This window comes from Mycolicibacterium thermoresistibile (genome assembly GCF_900187065.1).
Lineage (GTDB): Bacteria > Actinomycetota > Actinomycetes > Mycobacteriales > Mycobacteriaceae > Mycobacterium > Mycobacterium thermoresistibile.
Genome location: NZ_LT906483.1, coordinates 3,494,197 through 3,519,555, shown reverse-complemented (window position 1 = coordinate 3,519,555; position 25,359 = coordinate 3,494,197). Strand labels below are relative to the sequence as shown.

Here is a 25,359-nt window from a genome sequence, read left to right as displayed (position 1 = left end):
CCGGATCACCCGCGCTCGACCCGGCCGCGGCCACACGGTAGGTTGCCGGGCGTGGATGTCCTGGACCGCCTGCGGCTGGACGTTCCGGTGGCGCAAGCCGGTATGGGTGGCGGGTTGGCGGGGCCGGAACTCGCCGTCGCCGTCGCCGACGCCGGCGGTCTCGGAACGCTCGGGCTGACCGCACCCGACCGGTTGCGCGACGGGATCCGCCGGGTCCGCGCCGAAGCCCCCGGCCGGGCGGTCGCGGTGAATCTGTTGATGCCGTTCGTCCGGCGCCCCCATGTGCGGGTGTGCGTCGAGGAGCGGATCGACGTCGCGGTCGTCGCGTTCGGCGGGGACCGTGCGCTGGTGCGGGAGCTCAGGGACGCCGGGGTGTTCGTGTTCACCATGGTCGGCACCGCCGATCAGGTGCGCCGGGCGCTGCACTGGGGCGTCGACGCGCTGATCGCCCAGGGGGCCGAGGCCGGTGGACACCTGGTCGGTGAATCACCTGCGGCGGCCTTTCTGCCGAAAGCCCGCGACCTCGCCGGCGGCCGGCCGGTGTTCCTGGCCGGTGGTGTTGCCACCGCCGCCGACACCCGGGCGGCGTTGGATGCCGGTGCGGACGCCGTGGTGGCCGGGACCCGATTCCTGCTCACCCACGAATCCGGTGCGCATCCGGAGTATCAGCGCCGCCTGCTGGAGGCCGAAACCACCTACCGCACCATGCTTTTCGGTTTGGGGTGGCCGGCCCCGCACCGGGTGGTGGGCAATGCGGCCACCCGCCGCTGGTGCGATGCGTCCGGGACGGCGAAACGGTTGCCGGTCTGGATCAACGCACGCAGCGAATTCATGGCCCGCCTGGGCGACGTCCCGCCGGCGGTGCTGGTGCGGTGGCAGCGCCCGGCGTTGCCGCTGTTCTCACCCGCGGCCCCCACCCGGGCGATGCCGGCGGCCTGGGTGGACCGCACCGCGCTGTACGCGGGGGAGTCGGTGCTGCGGATGGCCGCCGTCATCCCGGCCCGCGACGCGGTGGCCGAACTCAGCCCCGCGCAGGGGGTCTGACGCATCACAACGGCAGCAGGATGTGCTTCACCCGTGGATCGGTGGCCAGGAACTCCTGCACGGCCGGATCCCGGAACGCTGCGACCAGGTTCTTGATGTTGTCGGTGTCGGCCCATCTGCTGCCGATGGTCAGCACCGCGGCGAACTCGTCCGGCGGCGGCGGTGCGAAGATCTGCCGTTCCAGCGGCACCTTCGCGGCGATGTAGAACTCGGAGTAGCCGACCGCCGCGTCGATATCGGGCAGCGCCCGGGTCTGCGCGGCGAAGTCGAACAGGGTGAACTTCAGATTCCTCGGGTTGGCGACGATGTCCCGTTGGGTGGCGGTCCACTTGTCCACCGCCGGATCCAGTTCGATCAGACCGGCGCGTTCCAGCAGCCACAGCCCCTGTGCCTCGTTGGCCGGATCCGAGTACAGCGCGATGGTCGCTCCGTCCGGAATCTGGGCCACATCGGTGTACTTGTCCGACCAGATGCCGAACGCCCACCGGAAGATCGGCGCCGCCGCCTCCTCCCGGAAGTCGGGATTGGCCTCGAGCACCTGCCCGAGCCACAGTCTGTGCTGATAGGTGGTGGCGGCCACCTCGCCTTCACTGACCGCCCGGTTGATCGTGTTGCTGTCCGCCAGACCGCGGAACGCCACCTTGATGCCGTAACGAGGTGCGACCTCGCGGGCGACGAACTCGATCAGCGCCTGTTCGGCGGCATTGCTCTCGGTGCTGGCGACGACAAGTGTCGCCCCCGGAATCTCGTTCGGGGACTGAGAGTTTCCGGAGATCACGAACCGCGCGCCGATCAGCAGCGCAACCACGGCAAGCAGGCTCAGCGCGACCCACAGCCGGGTGGGCCGTCGTTTGAGCTCGAATCCGTGGTCGTCGACCGGGGTGCCGGCGGTTGACATCGTAAATCCCTTTCAGACTCTGGCTGCGCGGGCGCGCGCATGTGGTGTGGTGAAGCGGACGAGCGCATCGCCGATCAGCTGAACCACGGCGACGGTGCAGACCAGGATGACGATGGTGGCGGCCATGACGCCCTGGTCGAAGCGTTGATAGCCGTAGGTGACCGCGACGTAGCCGATTCCGCCGGCGCCGATGGTGCCCGCGATCGCGGAGTACTCGATCATCGCGATCACGTTGATGGTCAGGCCGCCGAGGATCGACGGCACGGCCTCGTGCAGTTGGGCGGTGCGGATGATCTGCAGTGGCGACCCTCCGGACGCACGGGCCACCTGTACCACCGACGGTGGCACCGACCGCAGCGAGTTCTCCACGATGCGGGTGAAGAACGCGATACCCGCCAGCGACATCGGCACCACCGCCGCCGCGATTCCGATGTTGGTGCCGGTGACGAACCGGGTGAACGGCATGATGGCCGCCATCAGGATCAAGAACGGCAGCGACCGCCCGATGTTGATGGTCCAGCTCAGCACCGTGTGCAGGGTGGGGTTCTCGAACAGCCCGCCGGGCGCGAGGTTGTGGACGAGCGCACCCAGCGGCACCCCGACCAGTGTCACGATCGTCATCACGATCCCGACCATGGTCAGCGTGTCCAGCAGGGCCGGAAACAACAGACCCGCCATCTCGTCGAGCGGGACCGTGCCGGCGGCGAGTACGGATGTCACGCAACTTCCTCCAGTTCCTTCTCCGCGGTGGAGGTCTCCGCGGTGGAGGTCACGCTGTCGGCGACGGCGAGGCCGTATCGCCGCAACACCTCCGGCACCCGCGGGCTCAACCCGTCATCGATCCCGAGCGTCGCGCCACCGACGGTGACGCCGCCGATCGATTGCACCGACGCGCCCAGCACCGCCACCGGAGCACCGAGGTCGACCGACACGCGGGCGATCCAATCCGCCGGCACATCGGGAGTGTCGTAGACCACCTGCCACACCTGCTGGCCGGGGGCCGCGGCGGCTGCCGCTCCCTGCGGGCGCAGGTCCGCGCCCAGCGCCGACGCGGGATCGGTGAGCAGATCGACCAGCCGCCCGGCCTCGACGATCCGTCCGTGGTCCAGCCGCGCCACCGAATCCGCGATCTTCAGCACCGTGTCCATCTCGTGGGTGATGAACACGATCGACAGGTTCAGGTCGTCACGCAGTTCCCGCAGCAGTTCGACGACGGAGGCGGTGGTGGTCGGGTCCAGCCCCGCGGTGGCCTCGTCGGACAACAGCACCGAGGGCCGCAGCGCCAGGGCACGTGCGATGCCGACCCGTTGGCGCTGACCACCCGACAACTGGAACGGATAATGGTTCGCGCGTGCGGCGAGCCCGACCCGGTCGAGCAGTTCGGCGACCCGTTTCCGCGTCTCGGCGGCGGTGACACCGAGGTATTCCAGTGGTAGCGCGACGTTCTCGGCGGCGGTGCGGCGTTCCAACAGACCCGACGACTGAAACACCGTGCCGATCCGGCGGCGCGCGACCCGCAGCCGATGGGTGGACAGCGTGGTCAGGTCCTCACCGTTGACGACAACTGATCCGGACGTGGGCCGGGTGAGCAGGTTGATGCACTGGGCCAGGGTGCTCTTGCCGGCACCGCTGGGCCCGACCACGGCGAGGACCTCACCGGTCTCCACCCGGAAGTTGATCCGGTCGAGCACCACGGTGCGGTGCTCACCGCATCCGTACACCTTGGTCAGATCGGTCAATTCGATCATGTTCGCAGCACGTCCGAGATCCGCTACCGGCCGCTGATCGGCTGGGAGGCCGCCGATGCCGGCGACGACGGCAGTGTCGAGGGTCGGTCGATGATCGTCGACAGGGGACCACCGACCCGGTACCGGCTGCCCCGGTGGTCGTCGGGCAGCCGGTCGCCCTTACCGAAGAGCTTGTGCCGCAACGTACCCGGCGTGTAGGCCGGCTGATAGGCGCCACGCTCGGTCAACACCGGCACCACGTGCTCGATGAACTGCGCGAACGAACCCGGCGTGATCGCGTAGGCCAGATTGAAGCCGTCGACGTCGGTCTCCTCGACCCACTCCTGCAGTGTGTCGGCGACGGTGAAACCGGATCCCACGATGCGCGGGCCCATCCCACCGATCTTGCCCCACTCGGCGATATCGCGGACCGCCCATTCCCGGCCATCGGGGTCGGCGGACTGGAATGCCGCCACCGCCGACAGGATCGCGTTCGAGTCGACGTTGCCGACCGGTTCGTCGAGCCCGTATCGGGCCAGGTCCACGCCCATCCAGCCGGACATGAACGTCAGCGCGCCCTCCGGATCGCCGTAGGCGAGGTACTCGGCGTGCCGGGCGTGCGCCTCCTCGTCGGTCTCGGCGGTGATGATCGTGGTCAGATTGAAGATCTTCACCGAATACGGGTCGCGCCCGGCGATCTCGAGTTCCTGGCGGATGGTGCTGACGGTCCGGCGGAGTATCTCCTTGGTCGGCGACGCGGTGAAGATCGCCTCGGCGTTCTCGGCCGCGAACCGCACCCCGCGCGGTGACGATCCGGCCTGGTAGATCACCGGTGTCCGTTGCGGCGACGGCTCGGACAGGTGGACACCGGGCACACTGAAATGTCTTCCGCGGTGGCCGATGTGGTGCACCTTGTCCGGATCGGTGAACACCCCGCGCTCGCGGTCACGGATCACCGCGTCGTCCTCCCACGAACCCTCCCACAGCTTGTAGAGCACCTCGAGATACTCGTCGGCGTGGTCGTAGCGGGCGTCGTGGGCCGGCTGATCGCTCTGCCCCATGTTGCGGGCGGCGGCCGGAAGGTAGCCGGTGACGACGTTCCATCCGATGCGGCCCTTGGTGAGGTGGTCCAACGTGGACATCCGCCGGGCGAACGGGTACGGGTGTTCGAAACCGGTTCCGGTGGTGATGCCGAAGCCGAGATGTTCGGTGACCAGCGCCATGGCCGAGACCAGCATCATCGGATCGTTGACCGGGATCTGCGCGGCCTGGCGTATCGCCGCCTCGTCGCCGGCGCCGTACACGTCGTAGGTGCCCAGCACGTCGGCGATGAACAGACCGTCGAACCGGCCGCGTTCGAGTAGCCGGGCCAGCTCGGTCCAGTACTCGAGATCCTTGTAGCGCCAGGACTGGTCCTCCGGGTGTTTCCACAGACCGGGGGACTGGTGGGCGACACAGTTCATGTCGAAGGCGTTGAAACGGATAACACGAGTCACGCGGAAAGATTCCCCCGCGCTCGACGACCGCGTCACCGGTTACATTCAGCGCGATCGGAACCCGAACGCGCAGCGTTGGATCGGACCCGGGGTCTCACGTGACGCCGGGGCGGCGCAGCCCGCGATCCTCCGCCACAGCGTCACGCAACAGGTGTCAGAATCCCGCGCCCGGGTTGAGAATGCCGTTCGGGTCCAGCGCGTCCTTGATCCGGCGGTGCAATTCCATTGCCTCCGGGCCGATCTGGTCGGCCAGCCACGGCCGCTTGAGCCGGCCCACCCCGTGCTCGCCGGTGATCGTGCCGCCGAGATCGATTGCCAGTTCCATGATCTCGCCGAACGCCTGGGCGGCACGTTCGGCCATCGCCGCGTCGGCCGGGTCGTAGACGATCAACGGATGGGTGTTGCCGTCTCCGGCGTGCGCGATCACCGAGATGGTCAACTCGTGGTGGTCGGCCAGCCGGGCCACCCCGCCGACCAGATCGGCGAGCGCCGGCAGCGGCACCCCGACATCCTCGAGCAGCAGCGCGCCCTTGGCCTCCACCGCCGGGATGGCGAACCGGCGTGCCGCGACGAACGCCTCGCCCTCGTCCGGGTCGGCGGTGGAGAACACCTCGGTGGCACCGTGTTCGGTGAACACCTGTGCCATGAACTCGGCGTCCTCGGCGCCCGCGGGGCCACGGTCGTCCGACGCCGCCACCATCATCGCCGCGGCGCTGCGGTCCAGTCCCATCCGCAGTTTGTCCTCGACGGCGTTGATCGCCACCGCATCCATGAACTCCAGCATCGACGGCCGGATCCTGGCGGTGATCGCCAGCACCGACTCCGCCGCCGCCTCCACCGACGCGAACGTGGCCACCACGGTGCTGGCCTGGTGTTGCGGCGGCAGCAGCCGCAGCGTCACCTCGGTGACCACACCCAACGTGCCCTCGCTGCCGACGAACAACTTCGTCAGTGGCAATCCGGCGACGTCCTTGATCCGCGGCCCGCCCAACCGCACCGCGGTGCCGTCGGCCAGCACCACCTGCAGGCCCATCACGTAGTCGGTGGTGACCCCGTATTTGACGCAGCACAGCCCGCCGGCGTTGGTGGCGATGTTGCCGCCGATGCTGCAGATCTCGAACGACGACGGATCGGGCGGATACCACAGCCCGTGTTCGGCCGCCGCCTGCTTCACCTCGGCGTTGAGCAGACCCGGTTGAACGACCGCGGTGCGGGTGACCGGGTCGACGGTGATGTCACGCATCTTCTCGGTGGACAGCACGATCCCGCCGTCCAGTGCGGACGCGCCACCGGAGAGCCCGGTGCCGGCGCCGCGCGGCACCACCGGGACACGGTGCGCGTTGGCCCAGCGCAGCACGGTCTGCACCTCCTCGGTGCGCCGCGGCCGTACCACCGCCAGCGGGGTCCCGGCATCGGGATCACGGGCGCGGTCCTGGCGGTAGGACGCCAGGATGTCCGGGTCGGTGACCACGGTCCCGTCGGGGAGTTCGGCGATCAGGGCGCTCAGCGCTGCAGACACGCCCCGATGTTAGTCAGCGCACGGCGAAGACGCGGTAGTGCACCGCGGACAGCGACACCTCGTTGATCGCCACCGTGTGCAGCGCGGTGAGCCACCGGTGACCCGCTCGTCGTCGGTGTCGAACAGTGGGCTGGACCGGCCGTAGCACTCGTGGTGGCGGATCAGCTCTCCGGACGAGAACCGTTGCATCGCTTCGGGGCTCATGTGGATGCGGCCGGTGTTGGTGAGGTGGATCAGGGCGCCGTCGTCGGTGCGCAGGGTGGCCCGCACATCCAGCCGGGCCACCTGATCGGTGCCGAGCAGGACAGAGTCGCCGCCGCCGGGCAGCACCGCACCGCGGATGTCGGGGCCGGCGAAGCGGCCCTCCCGGATGGCGTACGACATCCGGATGCCGACCGGCGTGGGGATGATCTGCGCCGGATGGAAGCCGATGCGGATGTCGAGAAGATGTTCGAGCGCCGGGCGGGCGTCGATGTCGACCAGTGTCATCCCGACGACGCTACGCCGGTGTGCTTGGAGAAAGCAAGCACGAACTTGAAATTTCCAATTGGCAAGTAGGCTGGGGTCATGGCATCCCGGACCTACGGCCAGCACTGTGCGCTGGCCAAGAGCCTCGATCTGGTCGGCGACCGCTGGACACTGCTGATCGTGCGGGAGCTGCTCGACGGTCCCCGGCGGTACAGCGACCTGTTGACGGCGCTGCGCCCGATCGCCACCGACATGCTGGCCACCCGGCTGCGCCACCTCGAGGAGCACCACCTGGTCCGCAGGCGTGAGCTGCCCAAACCGGCGTCGGGCACCGTCTATGAACTCACCGCCGACGGCGCGGCGCTCGAAGCCGTGGTCCACGCGTTCATCCGGTGGGGCAGGTCCCTGCTGGAGACCCGCCGGGCCGGCGACGTCGTGCGTCCGCACTGGCTGGCCCGCGCGGTACGTGCCCACGTCCGGCCGGACCGCACCGGGCCGCCGTTGTCGGTGCGGCTGGTCACCCCCGAGGGTGCGGCGGCGGTGCGCATCAGCGCCGACGCCGTCGAGGACCTCGACGACGACACCGCCGTCGACGTGACGCTGACCGGTGCGGCCGAGGTGCTGGCCGCGGCGCTGCACCCGGACCGGGCGGCCGAACTGGTGGCGCAGGGCCGCCTGCGCGTCGACGGGAGAGCCGACGCGCTGCGGCGGCTGGCCGAGGTGGTCACCGCGCCCGCCGGCCGGGCGGTGCCTGATCGGTCCTAATCGTCGAACTGCAGGTCGATCTGGTCGGCGGCCGGCTGGTTCAGCGTGGTCAGCACCGGCAGGCCGATCGCGATCAAACCCAACGCCACCATCGGCAGCGACAACGCCAGGAAGGTGACCCGCAGACCGGCGGAGTCGGCGAGCGGGCCGGCGATGACGAGCCCCAGCGGGCCGGCCGCATACGCCAGCGAGCCCATCACCCCGACCACCCGGCCGCGCAGATGCTGCGGCGCGCGGGTCTGCATCACGTAGTTGTAGATCGGCTGGATCGGCCCGTAGGCGAAACCGCCGACCGCCGCCATCGCCAGGATCAGCGGCAGCGGCGGCAGAAACGCGATGACCGTCATGGTGGCGCCCAGCGTCAGCACCGCGGTGATCAACGTGGCCCGGCGGCTGACGAACCGCGACACCCACGCATAGGCCAGCGCGCCGGTCAGCCCGCCGATCGACAACGCCATCAACACCCAGCCGAGGTGGGCAGGTTCGTCGCGGTCGGTGAAGTACTTCGGGAACAGCACACTCTCCATCGGCATGTACAGGCCGGTGACCACCAGATCGACGATCAGCAGCGCCCGCAGCACCGGGGTGCGCCACACGAACCGCAGACCCTCGACGATGCCGGCCAGCACACTGTCGGTGAGCAGAGCGCGATCCGGCAGCCCGGCGCCCTCCAGTCGCAGCGCCGCGATCGTCACGATCGACACCACGAACAGGGCCGCGGTCACCCACATGGTGTTCACACCGCCCAGCGTGGCGATCAACAGCCCGCCGATACCCGGCCCGACGATGTAGGCCAGGTTGAAGATCGCCTCATAGCCGCTGTTGGTCTTGTCCAACGTCCAGCCCGCCCGCGCGGCCGCCTCCGGCAGCATCGTCTCGCGCGCGGTCATCCCGGCCGGGTCGAAGAACGCACCCAGCGCGGCCAGCGCGGCCAGCACCGCCACATTGACCGCCTGCACGCCGAATGTCAGCGCGATCACCGGCACCGCCGCCACCGACAGCGCCGACAGCAGGTCGGAGATCATCGACACCCGGCGTCGCCCCAGATAGTCCACCGCGACCCCGGCGAACAGGGTGGCCACCAGCAGCGGCAGGGTGGCCGCCATCGCCACCACCGACGCCTCCAGCGCGGAGCCGTTGCGCTGCAACACCAGCCACGGGAACGCGATGATCGAGATGCCGTTGCCGGCACCGGCTGTCAATGCCGCGGAGTAGATCAGCAGGACGGGGCCGCGGGTGCTGGTGCTCATGGCTATCGGTGCGGAAATCTACGCCGCCGATCCGATCCCGGCGAACGAATTCGTCCCACCCGGCACAGTGGAGGGGTGACCCACCCGCACCCCCGCACCGGCGCGGTGTTCGAGTCGCCGGTACCACCCGGCTCCGGGTGGCCGGGCGACCCGGCCACCCCGCACACCGCCGTCGCCGCCAACGCCGCCCAGGTGCAGGCGTTGGCCGGGGCGGTCGAGACGATCGAGGAACTCGACGCGCTGGTGTCGGTGTGCCGGGCCTGCCCGCGGCTGGTGCAGTGGCGTGAGGAGGCCGCGACCGTCAAGCGGCGGTCGTACGCCGACGAGCCCTACTGGGGCCGGCCGATTCCGGGCTGGGGTGCGGTACGGCCGCGGATCCTGGTCGTCGGGCTCGCGCCCGCCGCGCACGGCGGCAACCGCACCGGGCGGGTGTTCACCGGCGACCGGTCGGGTGATTTCCTGTTCGCGTCGCTGCACCGCGTCGGCCTGGCCAACCAGGCCGAGTGCGTCGACGCCGCCGACGGGCTGGAGTTGTACGACACCCGGCTGGCGGCGGCGGTGCGCTGCGCGCCCCCGGGCAACGCCCCGAGCCCGGCCGAACGGGCCACCTGCGCGCCGTGGCTCCATGCCGAATGGCGGCTCACCGGCCCGTATGTCCGGGTGGTGGTGGCGCTCGGCGGCTTCGCGTGGCGGGCGGCGCTGCAGATGATCGGGGACGTGCCCAGACCCGCGCCGAAGTTCGGGCACGGCGCGACCGCCGAGTTGACGGGCCCGCACGGTCCGGTGACGCTGATCGGCTGCTATCACCCCAGCCAGCAGAACACCTTCACCGGCAAACTCACCCCGGCGATGCTCGACGACGTCTTCACCCTTGCGATTTCGGCGTGCCAACGTTCGCTCAGCGACCGCGACCACGCCGAAATCGCAGGACGACGGGAAGGTGACGGTGATGCCCGGCGTTGACCCGGACATGCGGCTCTCCGTCCTCGACCTCGTTCCCGTGCGCACCGACCAGACCACCGCCGATGCGCTCACCGCGTCCACCCAGCTCGCACAGACCGCCGACCGGCTCGGCTACACCCGCTACTGGGTGGCCGAACACCACAACATGGAGGCGGTGGCCGCGACCAGCCCGCCGGTGCTCATCGCGCATCTGGCCGCGCACACCACCCGGATGCGGATCGGGTCGGGCGGGGTGATGCTGCCCAACCACGCGCCGCTCGCCGTCGCCGAACAGTTCGCGCTGCTCGAGGCCGCCCACCCGGGCCGCATCGACCTCGGCATCGGCCGCGCACCCGGCTCCGACCCGGTGACGTCACTGGCCCTGCGCGGCGCCGCCGGCCGCGACGACCGCGACATCGAGGCGTTTCCGGACCATCTCGACGACATCGTCGCGCTGATGAGCCCGCACGGGGTACGGGTGCCGATCCCGCAACAGCGCTACATCCTCAAGGCCACCCCGAAAGCGGTGAGCGTGCCGCAGCTGTGGCTGCTCGGCTCGTCGACGTATTCGGCGCATCTGGCCGCGGCCAAGGGGCTGCCCTATGTGTTCGCCCACCACTTCAGCGGTCAGGGCACCGCCGAGGCGTTGCGGATCTACCGGGAGAACTTCCGGCCCGGCAAGCACACGCCGGAACCGTTGACCTTCCTGACCGTCAACGCGGTGGTCGCCGACACCCGCGACGAGGCGATGGCGCTGCTGCTGCCCCAGCTGCAGATGATGGCCCGGCTGCGCACCGGTGAGCCGCTCGGTGCGCTGGACCTGGTCGAAGACGCCGAGCAGCGGCCGCTCACCCCGCAACAGCGGGCGGTCGTCGAGGCGGGCGCGCGGCGGGCGGTGGCCGGCACCCCGGCCGATGCCGCCGAGCAGGTCCGGGCGCTGGCCGCCGAGTTCGACGTCGACGAGGTCATGGTCAATCCGGTCGCCACGGCCCGGCGCGGCACCGACCCGGCGACCGCACCGGCCCGCGAGGCGACCCTGGAACTGCTGGCGAAAGAATTGTTCTAGAGCGGTTCTGCGGGGATCCGCTCACTCCGCCGACGGGGTGGTGTCCAACTGCGCCAACGCTTCCCGCAACAGCCGAGCGGACTCCTCCCGGTCCGGATCGCGGCGCAACACCATGCCCTTGGCGAACGACAACTTGTCGCCGTTGCGGCGCGGGACCACATGCAGATGGATGTGGAACACCGTCTGGAAGGCGGCCTTGCCATCGTTGATCGCCAGGTTGTTGCCGTCGGCGTGCAGTCCGGACCGGCGCGCCGCGCGGGCGATGCGCTGCCCGAGGGTCACCATGCCGGCCACGGTCTCCGGCGGGGTGTCGGTCAGGTCGATGGTGTGCCGCTTGGGGATCACCAGCGTGTGCCCGCGGGTGAACGGCCGGATGTCCAGAATGGCGAGGTAGTCGTCGTCTTCGTAGACGCGGATGGCCGGGGCGTCACCGGCGACGATGGCGCAGAACACACAAGACATACCGCCACGTTAGCGGCCGGTCGGACCGCTTTTAGTTCTGTGCGGCGGTCTGCGCGATCCACTCGGCCAGCCGCCGGTCCCGTTCCTCCGGTGTGACCTCCTCGACGCGGGTCATCACCGACCAGCGCTGCCCGAACGGGTCCACGATCGACGCGAACCGGTCCCCGGTGACGAACGTCTGCGCCGGCTCCCGGACGGTGGCGCCGGCTGCGGCCGCCCGTGCCACCACGGCGTCGACATCGCTGCAGTACAGGGCGATCGAATGCGTCGCCGGGGCGGTCGGGTCGGGTGCGGCGATCTGATACGCCCGGTTCGGGTCACCCAGCTGCAACCGCCCGGCGCCGAAGTCCAGCTCCGCGTGCGCGACCCCGCCGTCGGGGGTGTCGGTGCGCTCCACGAGGGTGGAGCCGAACACCTCGACGTAGAAATCGATGGCGGCCGCGGCGTCGTTGACACACAGGAACGGGGTGAGGCTCGTGTAGCCCTCGGGAATGGGGTTGCTCATGGCGCCAGTTTCGTAGCCTGGTGACCGTGGGTGCTTGGAAAAACGCGTCACCGCCGGTCGCCCCGGTCCGCGGTGTGGTCGGCCGGGCGGTCGACGCCTCGGTCTATGACCTGTACCGCTGGGAACCGTCGGCCGAGGCGGCGCCGTTCGTCGAGCACTTCTGGGCGGTGAGCTGGGATCTGCGCGACCGGCCGCCCCAGCCGAGCACCGTGATCAGCTTCCCGGTCATGCACCTGACCCACGAGTGGGGTGAAGACGGTGTCCGGCACGGGTTTTCGCTTCCGGCCACGCTGATCCACGGGGTCGTTCCGCAGGTGTTCCGCATCACGTTGAACGAGCGCGGCGCCGTGGCGGGCGCCCGGTTCAGACCCGGTGGTTTCACCGCCCGATTCGGCCGCGACGCCGCCTCCTACACCGGCCGGGTGGTCCGGGCGGAACACGAATTATCCGGCGAATTATCCATCGGCACAATCATTTCCGATGAGCTGACCGCGGTCGCGGAGCAACTGGACACGGTGATCGGCGGTCACCGCGGCGCGCCCGACACCACCTACGTGGCGCTGACCCGGCTGCTGGACCGCATCCGCGAGGACGACCGGATGCACCGGGTCGATCAGGTGATGGAGCACGCGCCGTGGAGTGTGCGCACCACCCAGCGGATCTTTCGCCGGTATGTCGGGGTGCCGGTGAAGTGGGTGCTGTGCCGGTATCGGCTGCAGCAGGCCGCGCTGGAGATCGAGAGTTCGCCCGACGTGGACTTCGCCGACCTGGCGGTGCGGTTGGGCTGGTATGACCAACCGCATTTCATCAACGACTTCCGGGCCATGCTGGGGTGCACCCCGGCGCAATACGCCGACCGCTATCGGAGCAGGACATGACCACGAGCACAACCGATTTCGAGGACACCGCCTTCGTCGGCGCCGCGGAGCAGGCCCGCCTGCTGGCGGCCGGGACGCTCACCGCCCCGGCCCTGCTCGACGGGTATCTGGAGCGCATCGCGCGGCTGGACCCGCAGTTGCGCAGCTACCGGGTGGTGTGCGCCGAGTCCGCCCGTCGCGAGGCCGCCGCGGCGCAGCAGCGGCTGGACGCGGGGGAGCGGGCACCGCTGCTCGGCGTGCCGATCGCGATCAAGGACGACGTCGACGTCGCGGGGGAGACCACCACCTACGGCACCAGCGCGCATGGACCCGCCGTCGAACAGGACGCCGAGGTGGTGCGCCGGCTGCGTGAGGCCGGCGCGGTGATCCTCGGGAAGACCACGGTGCCGGAGATGATGATCTGGCCGTTCACCGAAACCGTCACGTTCGGCGCGACCCGCAACCCGTGGCACCCGGACTTCGCACCGGGCGGCAGCAGCGGCGGCAGCGGGGCGGCGGTGGCCGCCGGGCTGGCCGCCATGGCGCTAGGCTCCGACGGGATGGGGTCGATCCGCATCCCGGCCACCTGGAACGGGCTTTTCGGCATCAAACCGCAGCGCGACCGGGTGCCGTTGGCCCCGCACGACGAGGCGTGGTGCGGTCTGAGCGTCAACGGGCCGATCACCCGTACCGTCGAGGATGCGGCGGTGTTCCTGGACGTCACGACCACCGCCCCCGCGCCGCCCGGCGGGTTCGTCGCGGCGGCGGCCCGCCGACCGGCGCGGCTGCGCATCGCGGTGAGCACCAAGGTGCCGCCGCCGCTGCTGGCCCGGGTGGGGCCGGCGCAGCGCGCGGCCGTCGACGCGGCGGAGCGGCTGCTGCGTGAACTCGGCCACGACGTCATCCGGCGGGATCCGGACTATCCGCCGGCCGCGGTGTTCGGGAACGCGCTGCCGCGGTACTTCCGCGGCGTCCACGACGATGTGCAGATGCTGCCGTACCCGAAACGGCTGGAACGGCGGACCCGGGCGTTCGCCCGGATCGGCGGGTTGGTCTCGGATCGTCGGCTGGCCGGTATCCGGGTGCGGCAGCCCGCTCTGGTGCGGCGGGTGCAGTCGATCTTCGATGACGTCGACGTGGTGCTCACTCCGGGCACCGCGACCGGACCGTCGCGGATCGGGGCCTACCAGCGCCGCGGCGCGGTCTCCACCCTGGCCGCGGTCGCCGCGCGGGTGCCCTTTCAGGCCATGTGGAATCTGACCGGACAACCGGCGGCCGTGGTGCCGTTTGGCCGCGACCGGCACGGCATCCCCACCTCGGTCCAGCTGGTCGGCCGGCCGTTCGACGAGGCCACCCTGCTGGCGCTGGCCGCCCAGATCGAGGCGGTGCGGCCGTGGGCCCCGATGCGCCCGCCGATCAGCTGAGGCAGACCGGCGTCAGCGCCGACCGCCAGGCCCGCAACTTGTCGTCGTAGCGCATGGTCTGCGCCGGGCTGGTCGACGGGGCGCGCACGAACTCGACATCGGACTCGATGCCGGGATCGGCGCCGACGAGCCGGATGAAGTTGGCTTCGGCGGCCGCACCGTTGAACACCACCCGGGTGATCGTCTGATGCTCGGCGAAGAACGCGCCGAAATCGTTGGGCTGCATGCTGTCCCGCTCGACAGCGGAATCCAGGCTGCCCTTGCGGCGGCAGCACCGCAGCACGTCCCACACCGCCACCGACCGGGCGCGCACCGCGTCCAGCCGGACGTCGTACGGTGCGTCCGGCTCGAAGCCCAGCAGCTCGCCGATGATGCGCCAGAACGCGTTTCGCGGGGTCTCGTAATAGCGCTGGGCCCTCAGCGACTGCACACCGGGCACATTGCCGAGGATCAGCAGCCGGGGCCGGTCCCCGACGATCGGCGCAAAACTGTGGATCAGCGGTTCGCTCAGGGCCGGACCTCCGGGCTTTCGGGACGGACCACATCGCTGTGGCTCACCAACGGTATACGTTGAGCCGATGGCTGACGATGTCGATATCGAAGCGTCCGGTCTGCTCGACGACCTGACCGGTGAGGCGCGGGAGCAGCGCGCCGAGCTGATCGCCTGGCTGATCGAGCGCGGCTACTCCATCGAGGAGATCCGCGAATCGGTGTCGCCGATGTTGCTGGCGTCGCGCCGGTTGATCGGTGACGACAGCCGGTACGTCTCGGCCGCCGAGATCAGCCGCAGCACGGGGATGGACCTGGGCCTGCTGCAGCGGATGCTGCGGGCGCTGGGTCTGCCGCGCGTCGACGATCCGGATGCGGTGGTGCATCTGCGTGCCGACGCCGAGGCCGCCGCCCGCGCCCAGCGATTCATCGAGGCCGGGGTCGATCCGGATCAGATGGTGCAGATCGCCGCCGTCCTGTCCGAGGGCCTGGCCAAGGCGGCGGAGCTGATGCGCTCCACGGTGGTGGCCGCGGTGCTGCAGCCGGGTAAGACCGAACTGCAGATCGCCCAGGACGCCGAGGCGCTGGTGCGTCGGCTCGCACCGCTGCTGGGCCCGATGATCCAGGACCTGCTGTTGCTGCAGCTGCGGCACGCGATGGAGACCGAAGCGGTCAGCGTCACCGAACGCGCCCAGGGGGTCCCGCTGCCGGGTGCCCGGCTGGTCAGCATCGCGTTCGCCGACCTGGTCGGGTTCACCCGGTTGGGGGAGGCGGTGCCGCCGGAGGAGCTCGAGCAGCTCGCCGCGCGGTTGGCCGATCTGGCGCGTGAGGTGGCCGAACCCCCGGTTCGGTTCATCAAGACCATCGGGGACGCGGTGATGCTGGTCAGCGTCGATCCGGCGGAGCTGTTGGCGGCGATGCTGGAGTTGATCGACGGCACCGGCGCCGATCAGGACTTCCCGCGGGTGCGGGCCGGGATGGCCACCGGGATGGCGGTCAGCCGGGCCGGCGACTGGTACGGCAGCCCGGTCAATCTGGCCAGCCGGGTGACCGGGGTGGCGCGTCCCGGATCGGTGTTGGTGGCCGAGGCCACCCGGGAGGCGATCGGCGACGACGAGCGGTTCCGCTGGTCGTTCGCCGGATCCCGCCGGCTCAAGGGCATCAAGGGCGAGGTCAAGCTCTACCGCGCCCGCCGCGCGGAGTGACCCCGGCGAGCGACCGTAGTAAGAGAGCTATGCGGCGTGTTGGTGATGAAAGTGGCGACGCCCTCCTGATGTCGTTGACGGGTTCGAGTCCCAATGACATGGAGGAGGGCGTCGTGTCCAAGGGTAGTGGTCTGTCGCGTGGTGACAAGCGCCGTAATGCCAAGTTGGCCGAGCTGCGGCGGCTGGTGCCGGCCGATCATGTGATCGTCGGTATTGATCTGGCGGATAAGAAGCAGGCGGTGGTGGTGTGTGATCACGATTCGCAGGTGCTGGCCCGCAAGACGGTGAAGGCTCGGGCGTGGGAATTGGGTCCTGTGCTGGAGTGGGCGCAGCGCGTGGCGCACAAGCATGGGTTCTGTGGTGTGACGGTGGGGTGTGAGCCGACCGGGCATCGCTGGATGGTGCTCAATCAGCTTGCCACTCAACGCGATATGACGTTGATGTGTGTGAACCCGATGTTGGTGGGTCGGGCACGTGAAGCTGAGGACTACACCCGTGACAAAAGCGATGACAAGGATGCGATGTTGATCGCGCGGCTGGTGGCCCAGCTGCATTGTTACCGCCCCGAGCGTGCTGAGGAGACGTGGGCGCGGCTGCGCCAGCTGGGAGCGCGCCGTGAGCGGCTGGTCACCGAGGCCACTGCGTGTGTGCAGCAGCTGCGCGACCTGCTGGAGTGCGTCTGGCCGGGGGTGCTGGAGGCGGCGGCGGATCCCTTCGGTTCGAGCAACTGGTGTGCGGCTGTGGCGGTGGTGCTCGACCGCTGTGACGGCCGCCCGGAACGGCTCAAGGGACGTGGGCTGGCACGGTTTGAGGCCGCGGTGGTTCGCGAGCTGGGCCGTTGGGGTGGTCAGCGGCGGCGTCGGGCCATCATCGAGGCGGTCTTCGTCGCGCTGGTCGACCCGGCCGGGGTGATGGTCCAACGCCGCGGTGTACTGGAGCGGGCCCGCTGGGTGCTTTCTGATTGGCGCGCGGCCAGCATCCGGCTGGCCGAGGTGGAAGCCCGCATGGTTGAGGTGCTCGACGAACTCGAGCTGACCGAGTTGGTCACCAGCATCCCCGGAGTCTCGGCGGTGGGAGCGGCGGCGATGTTGGCCGAAACCGGCGATCCCACCCGTTTTGACAGCCCTCGCGCGCTGGTCAAACATGCCGGGCTGTGCCCACGCGACAACGCCAGCGGCACCTTCAACGGCCGAGCGCGGATCTCCCGGCGTGGCCGACCCCGGCTGCGGCTGGCCGCCTGGCGCGCGACATGGGGTGCCCTTCAACATAATCCGGTGATGCTCGCTCGCTACCGGTATCTGACGACCCGCGACGACAACAAGCTCACCGACGGCCAGGCCCGAGCAGCGATCGCTGCGGCGTTGCTGCGTTGGCTGCATGTCGTGGTCACCCAGCGGGTGCGCTGGGATGGCGCCATCGCCGCCGCGCAGGTGATGCCCGTGGCCGCTTAACCAAGCCACTCGAATAACCACGGTTGGGGCCAAGCTCCAAGCGCCCCTGAGGCACCACTTGGTGACCTCGCCAGACACCATGAGCAGGCCCCGCCCGTCCTCACCGAACTCGGTTGCACGCAGTTGGGTACCAAACCCGTTTGATGACTACGTAGAGACGAGGACCGGGCAGAGCCCCCCAACCCCTTGACAAAAACCACTTACGAAGGTGTCTGCCCGCCGACACGCCGCGCAGCCCCGTGCAAAAGGGGTCGCTCGTATCGCGACAATCAGCGGGAGGGGGTGAAGCGGCGCAGCCGCAGGCTGTTGCTCACCACGAACACCGAGCTGAACGCCATCGCCGCGCCCGCGATCAACGGGTTGAGCAGACCGGCCGCGGCCAGCGGCAGCGCCGCGACGTTGTAGGCGAACGCCCAGAACAGATTCCCCTTGATGGTGCGTAAGGTGGCGCGCCCCAACCGGATCGCGTCCGGCGCGGCCCGCAGGTCACCGGTCACCAGGGTCAGGTCGGAGGCCTCGATCGCCACGTCGGTGCCGGTGCCGATCGCCAGCCCCAGATCGGCCTGGGCCAGCGCGGCGGCGTCGTTGACCCCGTCACCGATCATCGCGACCACCCGGCCGCGGTCCTGCAGTTGTTTGATGTGGTCGACCTTCTCGGCGGGCAGCACGCCGGCGATCACGTCGTCGATGCCGACCTGGGCCGCCACCGTGCGGGCGGCGCGGTCGTTGTCCCCGGTGAGCAGCACCGGTGTGGCGCCCAGTGCCCGCAGTTCGGCGATCGCCTCGGCCGCATGGTCCTTGACGGTGTCGGACACCACGATCACACCGGCGATGCGGCCGTCGACGGCGACCCACACCGGGGTGTGTCCGGCGGCCTCGGCCTGGGCGGCGGCGTTGCGCAGTCGGTCCCCGGCGGACAGGCCGAGCCAGGCCAACCGGCCGACCCGCACGTCGTGCCCGTCCACCCGGCCGGAAACTCCGTTGCCGCCGTGGTTCTCGAAGTCCGACACCTCCGGCAGCGGCGGCACCGTCTGGGCCGCGTGGGTGGCCACCGCCCGGGCGATCGGATGTTCCGAGGCGTGTTCGACCGCGCCGGCCAAGCGCAGCAGTTCGGTCTCGGAGAGTCCGTCGGCGACGTGTACCGAGGTGACCGACATCTGGCCGGTCGTCACGGTGCCGGTCTTGTCCAGCACCACGGTGTCGATGCGGCGGGTGGACTCCAGCACCTGCGGTCCCTTGATGAGGATGCCGAGTTGGGCGCCGCGGCCGGTGCCGACCAGCAGGGCGGTCGGGGTGGCCAGACCCAGCGCGCACGGGCACGCGATGATCAGCACCGCGACGGCGGCGGTGAAGGCCGCACTGACTGGTGCGTCGGTCAGCAGCAGCCATCCGGCCAGGGTCAGTGCCGACAGCGCGATGACGATCGGCACAAACACCGCCGACACCCGGTCGGCCAGCCGCTGGACCTCGGCCTTGCCGCTCTGCGCCTCGGTGACCAGCCGCGCCATCTGCGCCAGTTGGGTGTCGGCGCCGACCCGGGTGGCACGTACCTGCAGGTGCCCGCCGACGTTCACCGTCGCCCCGACCACCTGATCGCCCGGCCCCACTTCCACCGGCACCGACTCCCCGGTGAGCATCGACGCGTCGACGGCGGAGTTCCCGGCGACCACCTCCCCGTCGGTGGCGATCTTCTCGCCGGGACGCACCACGAAGACGTCGCCGACGTGCAGTTCCCCGATCGGGACGCGTTTTTCGGCGCCGTCCCGCAGCACGGCGACGTCATTGGCGCCCATGTCGAGCAGGGCCCGCAGCGCGGCCCCGGACTGCCGTTTGGCGCGCGCCTCGAAGTAGCGTCCGGCGATGATGAAGGTGGTCACCGCGGCGGCCACCTCGAGGTAGATGTGCGGTTCGCCGGTGTCCGCGGGGAGCAGGGTGAACGTCATCGTCATCCCGGGCATGCCGGCGGCGGTGAAGAACAACGCCCACAGCGACCACAGATACGCGGCGGTGACGCCGAGGGAGATCAACGTGTCCATGGTGGCCGTGCCGTGCCGCAGGTTGGCCACCGCGGCGCGGTGGAACGGCCACGCCCCCCACACCACCACCGGTGAGGTCAGCGTGAGCGCCAGCCACTGCCAGTGGGTGAACTGCAGCGCCGGGATCATCGACAGCACCACGACCGGGATGCTCAGCGCCGCGGAGATGGTCAGCCGTCGCCGCCAGCGTTCGGCCTCGGCATCGTGGTCGTCCCCGGCGGCTCCGGTTGCGGCTCCTGCCGGGGCGCCGCCGGTGTCGCGCTGAGGGGCGGGCAGGCTCGCGGTGTACCCGGTGGCCTCGATCGCCGCGATCAGATCCGCCGGGTCGACGTGGTCGGGATACCGCACCGTCGCCTGCTCGGTGGCGAAGTTGACGGTGGCGACGACCCCGTCGATGCGGTTGAGTCGCTTCTCCACCCGCGCCGCACACGAGGCGCACGTCATGCCGCCGACCGTGAGGGTGACGGTGTTCATTCCGCCGGTGTTCATGCCCCCGGCACGTCGTAGCCGCAGTCCTCGATCGCGGCGGTGACGGCTCCTTCGTCCGGGGTGCCGGTGACGCGTACGACACCGGCGTCGAGGTCGACCTCGACGCCCTCCACACCGGGCAACGGTCGGACGGCGGAGGTGATCGCGGAGACGCAGTGGCCGCAGCTCATGCCCCGGACGTGGATTTCGACGCTCATACCCCGAGTCTATACCCATACGGGGTATGGGTGCTGGCCCGGTGTGTGCGGTCAGTCCTTGAAGTACACCAGCTGATGCGTGGTGGCGAGCAGGGTGCCGCCTCTGCTCCACAGCTGACCGCTCTGATCGAAGTGTCCGCCGGTGTAGCGGTGGCCGCGTGCGGTGCCCAGGACGAAGTCCTCGCCCACCTCGGCCAGCTCCGCGGCGTCGGCGTGGAAGTACACGGTCATCGAGACGGTGCTCGCCGGCATGGCCCGGCCGCGACGCAGGAACACCCGTGGTGTGAACACATCACACAGCGCGGTCAGCGCCGGATGGTCCAGCGGACGCGGCGGAGCGTCCCGTACCCACAGCGTCGAGGTGGAATCCGGTTGTTCGACGGCCTCTTCGGTCGGGATCGCGCCGCGCACGAACCGCATCTCGTAGTTGCGCGCCCACGCGATGAACTCGGGGAATTCCTGCACCGCGACGTCTTCGGGGTCAGGCGCGGTGGGCGGGGAGATCTCGGTGTCGGCCCAGGTGTCGCGGCGCAGGCCGGTCACCGCGGACGCGGTGGTGGTCACCGTGCCGTCCTGGGACAGTTCCAGCAGCCAATGCTGATTGGTGCGATTGGTACGCACCGCGCGGGCGGTGACGTCGAATTCGCCGTCCACCAGCGGGGCCAGGTAGTTCACGGTGATCGCCAGCGGATCGCCGAGCCGGTCGGGATGTTGTTCGAGAGCGCGGACCAGCGTCGCGGCGGTGATACCGCCGAACGGGCCCACCATGTTCGCGTACTCCGGGCGGGTGCGGCCGCGCAGTGCCGGGCTCAGCCCGACGGCGCTGTCGAACGGGTGCGGCGGAGCCGAGAGATCCGTCATGGCACTCCTCGAAGCGATCGGCCGGCAACGGCCGCGAACTGAAATTATGTATGGCATCATACATAGGCAGATCGGTGGACACGACGGATGGGGGTGGAGGTGACCCGGCGCCGAGATCCGCAGAGCGGTCCGCGCGCGGCGATGCTGCGCAGCGCCGTGGCCCTGATGCGTCGCCAGGGGGTCGCGGCGACGTCGTTCGCCGACGTCCTGGCCGACAGCGGAGCCCCACGCGGATCGATCTACCACCACTTCCCGGCCGGTAAGGCGCAGCTCATCGAGGAGGCCACCCGCACGGCGGCCGCCCAGCTGACCGAACGAGTGGCCCGCGTGCTCGACGAGGCCGCCGACCTGCCCACCGCGCTGCGGGAGTTGGTGGGGGTGTGGCGCGACGGGCTGGAGGCCGGTGATTACGCCGTCGGTTGCCCGATCGTCGCGGCGGCGCTGGGCACCGAACGTGCCGCCCGCGATGTCGCCGGCGTCGCCTTCGCGGACCTGACCGGATTGATCTCGGACAAGCTGGTGTCCGACGGGATGGCCCGGCGGCGCGCGAACTCGGTGGCGGTGCTGATCCTCACCGCGATGGAGGGTGCGCTGGTGCTGGCGCAGGCGCGGCGTGATCCGGCGGCGCTGGATGCGGTGGTCGACGAGCTCACCCTGCTGTGCTCCGGGTCGGCGGACTGACGCCCGCCCGCACCGAGTGGTGACGTTCATCCCCTCCGAGGGCTGGATCCCTTCCGGGGGTTGCACGATCACGGTAACGAGCCGGCGGCGCGCTGGCATGCTGGGGCCATGGCGGGAAATCAGATCGACCGGAACCGGGCACGCGGCGCGCTGGCGGTGTTGAAACAGCATCCGGGCATGGTGTTGTTCGCGACCTCGCCGGTCATCGCGGCGTTGGTGCTGGTGTGGTGGCTGGCCGGAGCGGGTTGGGCGGCTCTGGTGCTGATCGTGCTGCTGGTGGCCGGCGGGGCCGCGCTGCTACGGCGCCGCTAGCCGGACCCCTGCGGCAGCGTTCACCGATAGCGAACGCACCTGGGTAAGGGTTCTTACGTTGTAATCATGTAATCATGCGACGAATGCACCGCCGGTCCGTGGGCTGGCAACAGAGCTCACGTCCCGATGCCGACGACGCCGCGGACTGGTTCGCCGGCCGTATCCCCGACGGATGGTTCACCGGCGATCCGACTGTGATCGTCGACCGGGAGGAGATCACCGTCATCGGGCGGCTTCCGGACGTCGACGGTTCCGGCGCGGACGGTGACGCGCGTGCGACCGGCCGGGTGGCCAGGTTCCGGGAGGAGACCCGCGCAGACCGGATGCGGATCGCCGATGAAGCCGAAGACCGGTACGGTCGCAAGGTGGCCTGGGGCGTCGAATACGCCGCCGATCCCCATCCCAAGCGAATCCTGTTCACCCACTTGGCGGTACCGGTGATGACCCGGCTCCGGCAGCCCGAACGGCAGGTGCTCGACACCCTGGTGGACGCCGGGGTCGCCCGCTCCCGCGCCGACGCTCTGGCCTGGTGTGTCCGACTCGTCGGCGAACACACCGACGAGTGGCTGAGCAGGCTGCGCGAGGCGATGGCTGCGGTGGATGAATTACGCGCCGAGGGTCCGCAACTCTAGGTCTGACCCATCACGGCCGCGGGGTGGCCGGGCCCCAGACGGTTCGGCCCGGATAGTTCACGTAGTACGCCAGACAGCCCGGAATGCCGCGGCAGGCGATGATCGCCGCCGCATCGGGCGCCTGACCCCGGATTCGCGGACCGGTCTTGGGCGCGCTGCAGTTCTTGACATAGGGATTACCCGGAACGATGCCATTGATACAGGGCTGCGCCAGAATTCGGCGTTCCTCGATTCGGCGTTCCTCCGGAACTGCTTCCGCCCCGATGAGCGTGGGCGCCGCGAGTCCTGCCCCAGCTGCCGCGGTGAACGCCAGCAAACCGAGTGCGCGGTTTCGATTCCTGATCATCTGAACTCCTACCGTCACGTCGCTGGGACGGCTGGAATCGACTCTACGCCCCTGATCGCTCGATAGCCACGTTCGCGGTGCCCAGCGTCGACGTCTGCGACAGCGGGTCGATCGACGCATCGACCAGAAGGTTGCGATTGACGCCGTAGGACTGCGGCGGATGGTGCCCGGATGGATCGAAAACTCTTGACCCCCAGCCGTGATCGAGGATCACCAGTCCGCGCCGTGGTCGGTCGCTGAGGTTAGCCTCAGCTTCGACCACACCCACCGGGGAGGACAGCCGCACCCGGTCCCCGTCGGCGATGCCGAGCGTTGCCGCGTCGTCGGGGTGCAGGATCGCGGTGTTCTGCCTGCCGCCGGGATGCAGGTCGGGTAGTTCGTTGAGCCACGAGTTCATCGAGTGCCGCCGCCGGCGGTTGCCGAGGACGAACGGGTAGCCGGGAGGAGCCTGCGGGTGCGGTTCGGCAAGGAGTTCACGGACCCGGGCGATGAACTCCGGCGGCGCGGTGTGCACCTTCTTGTCGGGGGTTCGCAACGCCGAGCGGAAATGACCGAACTCGCGTGGACCCAGCACCAGCCCATGTGGATGCTCTCGTAGATCACGCCATGTCAGCCTGTGGCCGTTGATCTTCCGCGACGTCGCCACCATCAGCCGGTCCAGCCAGTGCGGGCCGAACGCCACCCCCGGCCGACCGGTGCGCAGTGCCAGCCACCGTGTCGCGGTGACGAACTCGTTGATGCCGCGAACACCGAACAGCGGCCGGCCCATGGCGAGCGCCAGATCGACGAAAATCCGCCACTCCTCACGGGCTCTCGGTGGCGGGTCGACGGCGCGGACGCCGTACTGGGCGTAAGGCTCGTCGTGCATGCCGCTGGTCAGCGCGAGCAGATCGTCGCGTTCCAGCCAGTGCACCGCCGGCAGCAGCCAGTGCGCGTGGCGGTGGCTCTCCCGCTGGACGAGATCGATGGCGACCAGCAGGTCGAGTTGTGCCAGTGCGGCGTCGAGCCGGGCGCCGTCCGGGCCGGAAACCACCGGATTGCCACTGTTGATCACCAGCGCGCGGATCCGGCCCGGGCCGGGTGTGGTGATCTCGTCCGGCAACTCGGCCAGGGCGTGCGCACCGGCGACCATCGGGCGGCCGTGCACCCGGCTGCGGTGGGCCGGGGGCTTGACCAGGGCGGTGAGCCGTTGAGCGTCGACATAACCGCGTTCGAAACGCCGGCCACCGGGACGGTCCATGCGCCCGGTGATCACGTTGAGGACGTGGCCGAGCCACTCACCGACGGTGCCCGTCGCATGCAGTGACACCCCCGTGCGGGTCACCGCCATCGCGGTGCGGGCGGTGGCGAAACCACGTGCCACCCGCTCGATCTGGGTTCTGGGGACATCGCACCGCGCGGCGAGGTCGTCAAGGTCGGCGGCGGCCACCAGCTCGCGCAGCCGCGGCACCCCGGTGGCCAGCTCGGTGCAGTCGCCGCGGTGTTCGAGCCCCTCGTCCAGGATGATCTTCACCATGGCCAGCAGCAGCGCCCAATCCTGACCAGGCCGCACCGCCAGGTGGATGTCGGCCCGGTCGGCGGTCTCGGTGCGTATCGGATCGACGACGACGATCGTGGCCCCGGCCCGCTGGCGGCGTAGCGCGCGCCGCCAGCCGTCGGGGACCGACTCAACCCAGTTCCACGCGCTCACCGCCGGATTGGCGCCGACGATCAGGAAGTAGTCACAGTTGTCGACATCGGAGACGGGAACCATGATCGGCGAGCCGTACATGGCCTCGGCGACCACGTGCAGGGCGTTCTGGTCGACCGACCCGACGGCGTAGCGGTTGTTGGTGCCGACGGCGTCCAGCCACGCGTTCATGAAGATGAGGTTGGACGTCGAATAGCCGGTAGGGTTGCCGTAGTACAAACCGATCGCGTCCGGGCCGTCGGCGTCGATGAGCGCGTTCAACCGGGTCGCGATGTCGGTGATCGCCTCGTCCCAGTCGGCCTCGACATAGCGGTCGCCCACCCGGCGCATGGGGGCCAGGATGCGCCGCGGATGCTCGACGACCTGGTGGGCGGTGCGGCCCTTCGCGCAGAAATCGTGCCAGGTGTGCGGATTGGCCCTGTCCGCGGAGATATTGACGACCCGGTTGTCCTCGACGGTGACCTCGACGCCGCACGCGGCCAGACAGTACCGGCAGAAGGTGTGCACGGTGGTCATGGCGCCGACGATAGGCGGTCACCCGTGCCGC

At 69.9% G+C, this 25,359-nt stretch carries 26 protein-coding genes; 11 read left to right on the top strand and 15 right to left on the bottom strand.

The annotated features are described in order from the left end of the window. The first annotated feature begins 51 nt into the window (after window positions 1-51). Window positions 52-1,044 carry an NAD(P)H-dependent flavin oxidoreductase gene (locus CKW28_RS16525; protein ID WP_003923708.1) on the top strand — a complete coding sequence of 331 codons (993 nt, stop codon included), beginning with the start codon at window positions 52-54 and terminating at the stop codon, window positions 1,042-1,044. Between the two features lie 4 nt (window positions 1,045-1,048). Here the strand turns inward: CKW28_RS16525 and CKW28_RS16520 are convergent, their stop codons facing one another. The 6 genes from CKW28_RS16520 to CKW28_RS16495 form a co-directional block, all read right to left on the bottom strand. Continuing rightward, window positions 1,049-1,942 carry a MetQ/NlpA family ABC transporter substrate-binding protein gene (locus CKW28_RS16520; RefSeq protein WP_003923709.1) on the bottom strand — a complete coding sequence of 298 codons (894 nt, stop codon included), beginning with the start codon at window positions 1,940-1,942 and terminating at the stop codon, window positions 1,049-1,051. Window positions 1,943-1,954: 12 nt separating this feature from the next. Beyond that, entirely contained in the window at window positions 1,955-2,620 is a 666-nt protein-coding gene (locus CKW28_RS16515) for a methionine ABC transporter permease (protein ID WP_050811864.1), read from the bottom strand. Between the two features lie 38 nt (window positions 2,621-2,658). Continuing rightward, window positions 2,659-3,690 carry a methionine ABC transporter ATP-binding protein gene (locus tag CKW28_RS16510; RefSeq protein ID WP_003923711.1) on the bottom strand — a complete coding sequence of 344 codons (1,032 nt, stop codon included), beginning with the start codon at window positions 3,688-3,690 and terminating at the stop codon, window positions 2,659-2,661. Window positions 3,691-3,713: 23 nt separating this feature from the next. After that, window positions 3,714-5,165, bottom strand: a complete 1,452-nt coding sequence (locus CKW28_RS16505; RefSeq protein ID WP_040545962.1) for an LLM class flavin-dependent oxidoreductase — start codon at window positions 5,163-5,165, stop codon at window positions 3,714-3,716. 154 nt (window positions 5,166-5,319) lie between these two features. After that, window positions 5,320-6,684, bottom strand: coding sequence for an FAD-binding oxidoreductase (locus CKW28_RS16500; protein ID WP_003923713.1), 1,365 nt, complete (start codon window positions 6,682-6,684; stop codon window positions 5,320-5,322). Window positions 6,685-6,693: 9 nt separating this feature from the next. Then, window positions 6,694-7,173, bottom strand: a complete 480-nt coding sequence (locus tag CKW28_RS16495) for a DUF3237 domain-containing protein (protein WP_003923714.1) — start codon at window positions 7,171-7,173, stop codon at window positions 6,694-6,696. 78 nt (window positions 7,174-7,251) lie between these two features. Between CKW28_RS16495 and CKW28_RS16490 the strand changes: the two genes are divergently transcribed. After that, window positions 7,252-7,917, top strand: a complete 666-nt coding sequence (locus tag CKW28_RS16490; RefSeq protein ID WP_003923715.1) for a winged helix-turn-helix transcriptional regulator — start codon at window positions 7,252-7,254, stop codon at window positions 7,915-7,917. Here the strand turns inward: CKW28_RS16490 and tap are convergent. After that, complete coding sequence (gene tap / locus CKW28_RS16485; protein ID WP_003923716.1) at window positions 7,914-9,167, bottom strand: multidrug efflux MFS transporter Tap; 1,254 nt, start codon at window positions 9,165-9,167, stop codon at window positions 7,914-7,916. The two genes, CKW28_RS16490 and tap, sit on opposite strands and share 4 nt — an antisense overlap. 75 nt (window positions 9,168-9,242) lie before the next feature. On the opposite strand from tap, the gene CKW28_RS16480 reads away from it, so the two are divergent. Further along, window positions 9,243-10,130, top strand: a complete 888-nt coding sequence (locus CKW28_RS16480) for a uracil-DNA glycosylase (protein WP_003923718.1) — start codon at window positions 9,243-9,245, stop codon at window positions 10,128-10,130. Between the two features lie 7 nt (window positions 10,131-10,137). Further along, window positions 10,138-11,175 (top strand): LLM class flavin-dependent oxidoreductase, encoded by a 1,038-nt coding sequence (locus tag CKW28_RS16475; protein WP_003923719.1) that lies wholly within the window; start codon window positions 10,138-10,140, stop codon window positions 11,173-11,175. A gap of 21 nt (window positions 11,176-11,196) precedes the next feature. Here CKW28_RS16475 and CKW28_RS16470 read toward each other — a convergent pair whose 3' ends face one another. Both CKW28_RS16470 and CKW28_RS16465 read right to left on the bottom strand, forming a co-directional pair. After that, window positions 11,197-11,637 carry an HIT family protein gene (locus CKW28_RS16470; protein WP_003923720.1) on the bottom strand — a complete coding sequence of 147 codons (441 nt, stop codon included), beginning with the start codon at window positions 11,635-11,637 and terminating at the stop codon, window positions 11,197-11,199. 31 nt (window positions 11,638-11,668) lie between these two features. Further along, a complete protein-coding gene (locus tag CKW28_RS16465) occupies window positions 11,669-12,142 on the bottom strand; it encodes a VOC family protein (RefSeq protein ID WP_003923721.1) in 474 nt (157 codons plus the stop codon). Between the two features lie 26 nt (window positions 12,143-12,168). Between CKW28_RS16465 and CKW28_RS16460 the strand changes: the two genes are divergently transcribed. Together CKW28_RS16460 and CKW28_RS16455 are read left to right on the top strand one after the other, a co-directional pair. After that, window positions 12,169-13,020: an AraC family transcriptional regulator gene (locus CKW28_RS16460; RefSeq protein WP_040545966.1), complete on the top strand. Its 852-nt coding sequence runs from the start codon at window positions 12,169-12,171 to the stop codon at window positions 13,018-13,020. Further along, window positions 13,017-14,423, top strand: a complete 1,407-nt coding sequence (locus tag CKW28_RS16455) for an amidase (protein ID WP_003923723.1) — start codon at window positions 13,017-13,019, stop codon at window positions 14,421-14,423. The genes CKW28_RS16460 and CKW28_RS16455 overlap by 4 nt, the downstream gene beginning before the upstream one ends. On the opposite strand, the gene CKW28_RS16450 is transcribed toward CKW28_RS16455, so the two are convergent. Continuing rightward, a complete protein-coding gene (locus tag CKW28_RS16450) occupies window positions 14,416-14,934 on the bottom strand; it encodes a DNA-deoxyinosine glycosylase (protein WP_040545963.1) in 519 nt (172 codons plus the stop codon). The genes CKW28_RS16455 and CKW28_RS16450 overlap by 8 nt on opposite strands. A 67-nt stretch (window positions 14,935-15,001) precedes the next feature. Here CKW28_RS16450 and CKW28_RS16445 point away from each other — a divergent pair, with 67 nt between their 5' ends. Beyond that, entirely contained in the window at window positions 15,002-16,117 is a 1,116-nt protein-coding gene (locus CKW28_RS16445) for an adenylate/guanylate cyclase domain-containing protein (protein WP_003923726.1), read from the top strand. A gap of 113 nt (window positions 16,118-16,230) precedes the next feature. Beyond that, complete coding sequence (locus tag CKW28_RS16440) at window positions 16,231-17,568, top strand: IS110 family RNA-guided transposase (RefSeq protein ID WP_157997571.1); 1,338 nt, start codon at window positions 16,231-16,233, stop codon at window positions 17,566-17,568. A 269-nt stretch (window positions 17,569-17,837) separates the two neighbouring features. On the opposite strand, the gene CKW28_RS16435 is transcribed toward CKW28_RS16440, so the two are convergent. The 3 genes from CKW28_RS16435 to CKW28_RS16425 are packed head-to-tail and all read right to left on the bottom strand — an operon-like array spanning window position 17,838 to window position 21,151. Then, the gene (locus tag CKW28_RS16435; protein ID WP_003927125.1) at window positions 17,838-20,093 is read right to left on the bottom strand and encodes a heavy metal translocating P-type ATPase; all 2,256 of its coding nucleotides are present in this window, start codon (window positions 20,091-20,093) and stop codon (window positions 17,838-17,840) included. Beyond that, window positions 20,090-20,290, bottom strand: a complete 201-nt coding sequence (locus CKW28_RS16430) for a heavy-metal-associated domain-containing protein (RefSeq protein ID WP_040547401.1) — start codon at window positions 20,288-20,290, stop codon at window positions 20,090-20,092. Before CKW28_RS16430 ends, CKW28_RS16435 begins: the two co-directional genes overlap by 4 nt. Window positions 20,291-20,341: 51 nt before the next feature. Beyond that, window positions 20,342-21,151, bottom strand: coding sequence for an acyl-CoA thioesterase (locus CKW28_RS16425; RefSeq protein WP_003927127.1), 810 nt, complete (start codon window positions 21,149-21,151; stop codon window positions 20,342-20,344). A 99-nt stretch (window positions 21,152-21,250) separates the two neighbouring features. Here CKW28_RS16425 and CKW28_RS16420 point away from each other — a divergent pair, with 99 nt between their 5' ends. The 3 genes from CKW28_RS16420 to abmR all read left to right on the top strand — a co-directional run bounded on the left by CKW28_RS16420 (window position 21,251) and on the right by abmR (window position 22,776). Continuing rightward, the gene (locus CKW28_RS16420) at window positions 21,251-21,832 is read left to right on the top strand and encodes a TetR/AcrR family transcriptional regulator (RefSeq protein WP_040547904.1); all 582 of its coding nucleotides are present in this window, start codon (window positions 21,251-21,253) and stop codon (window positions 21,830-21,832) included. Window positions 21,833-21,940: 108 nt separating this feature from the next. After that, window positions 21,941-22,144: a hypothetical protein gene (locus tag CKW28_RS16415; protein WP_003927129.1), complete on the top strand. Its 204-nt coding sequence runs from the start codon at window positions 21,941-21,943 to the stop codon at window positions 22,142-22,144. Window positions 22,145-22,227: 83 nt separating this feature from the next. Next, a complete protein-coding gene (gene abmR, locus CKW28_RS16410; protein ID WP_003927130.1) occupies window positions 22,228-22,776 on the top strand; it encodes an ATP-binding transcription factor AbmR in 549 nt (182 codons plus the stop codon). Window positions 22,777-22,786: 10 nt separating this feature from the next. On the opposite strand, the gene CKW28_RS24190 is transcribed toward abmR, so the two are convergent. Next, a complete protein-coding gene (locus CKW28_RS24190; protein WP_003927131.1) occupies window positions 22,787-23,122 on the bottom strand; it encodes a hypothetical protein in 336 nt (111 codons plus the stop codon). A gap of 43 nt (window positions 23,123-23,165) precedes the next feature. After that, window positions 23,166-25,328 carry a molybdopterin-containing oxidoreductase family protein gene (locus tag CKW28_RS16400; protein WP_003927132.1) on the bottom strand — a complete coding sequence of 721 codons (2,163 nt, stop codon included), beginning with the start codon at window positions 25,326-25,328 and terminating at the stop codon, window positions 23,166-23,168. Window positions 25,329-25,359 lie beyond the last annotated feature (31 nt).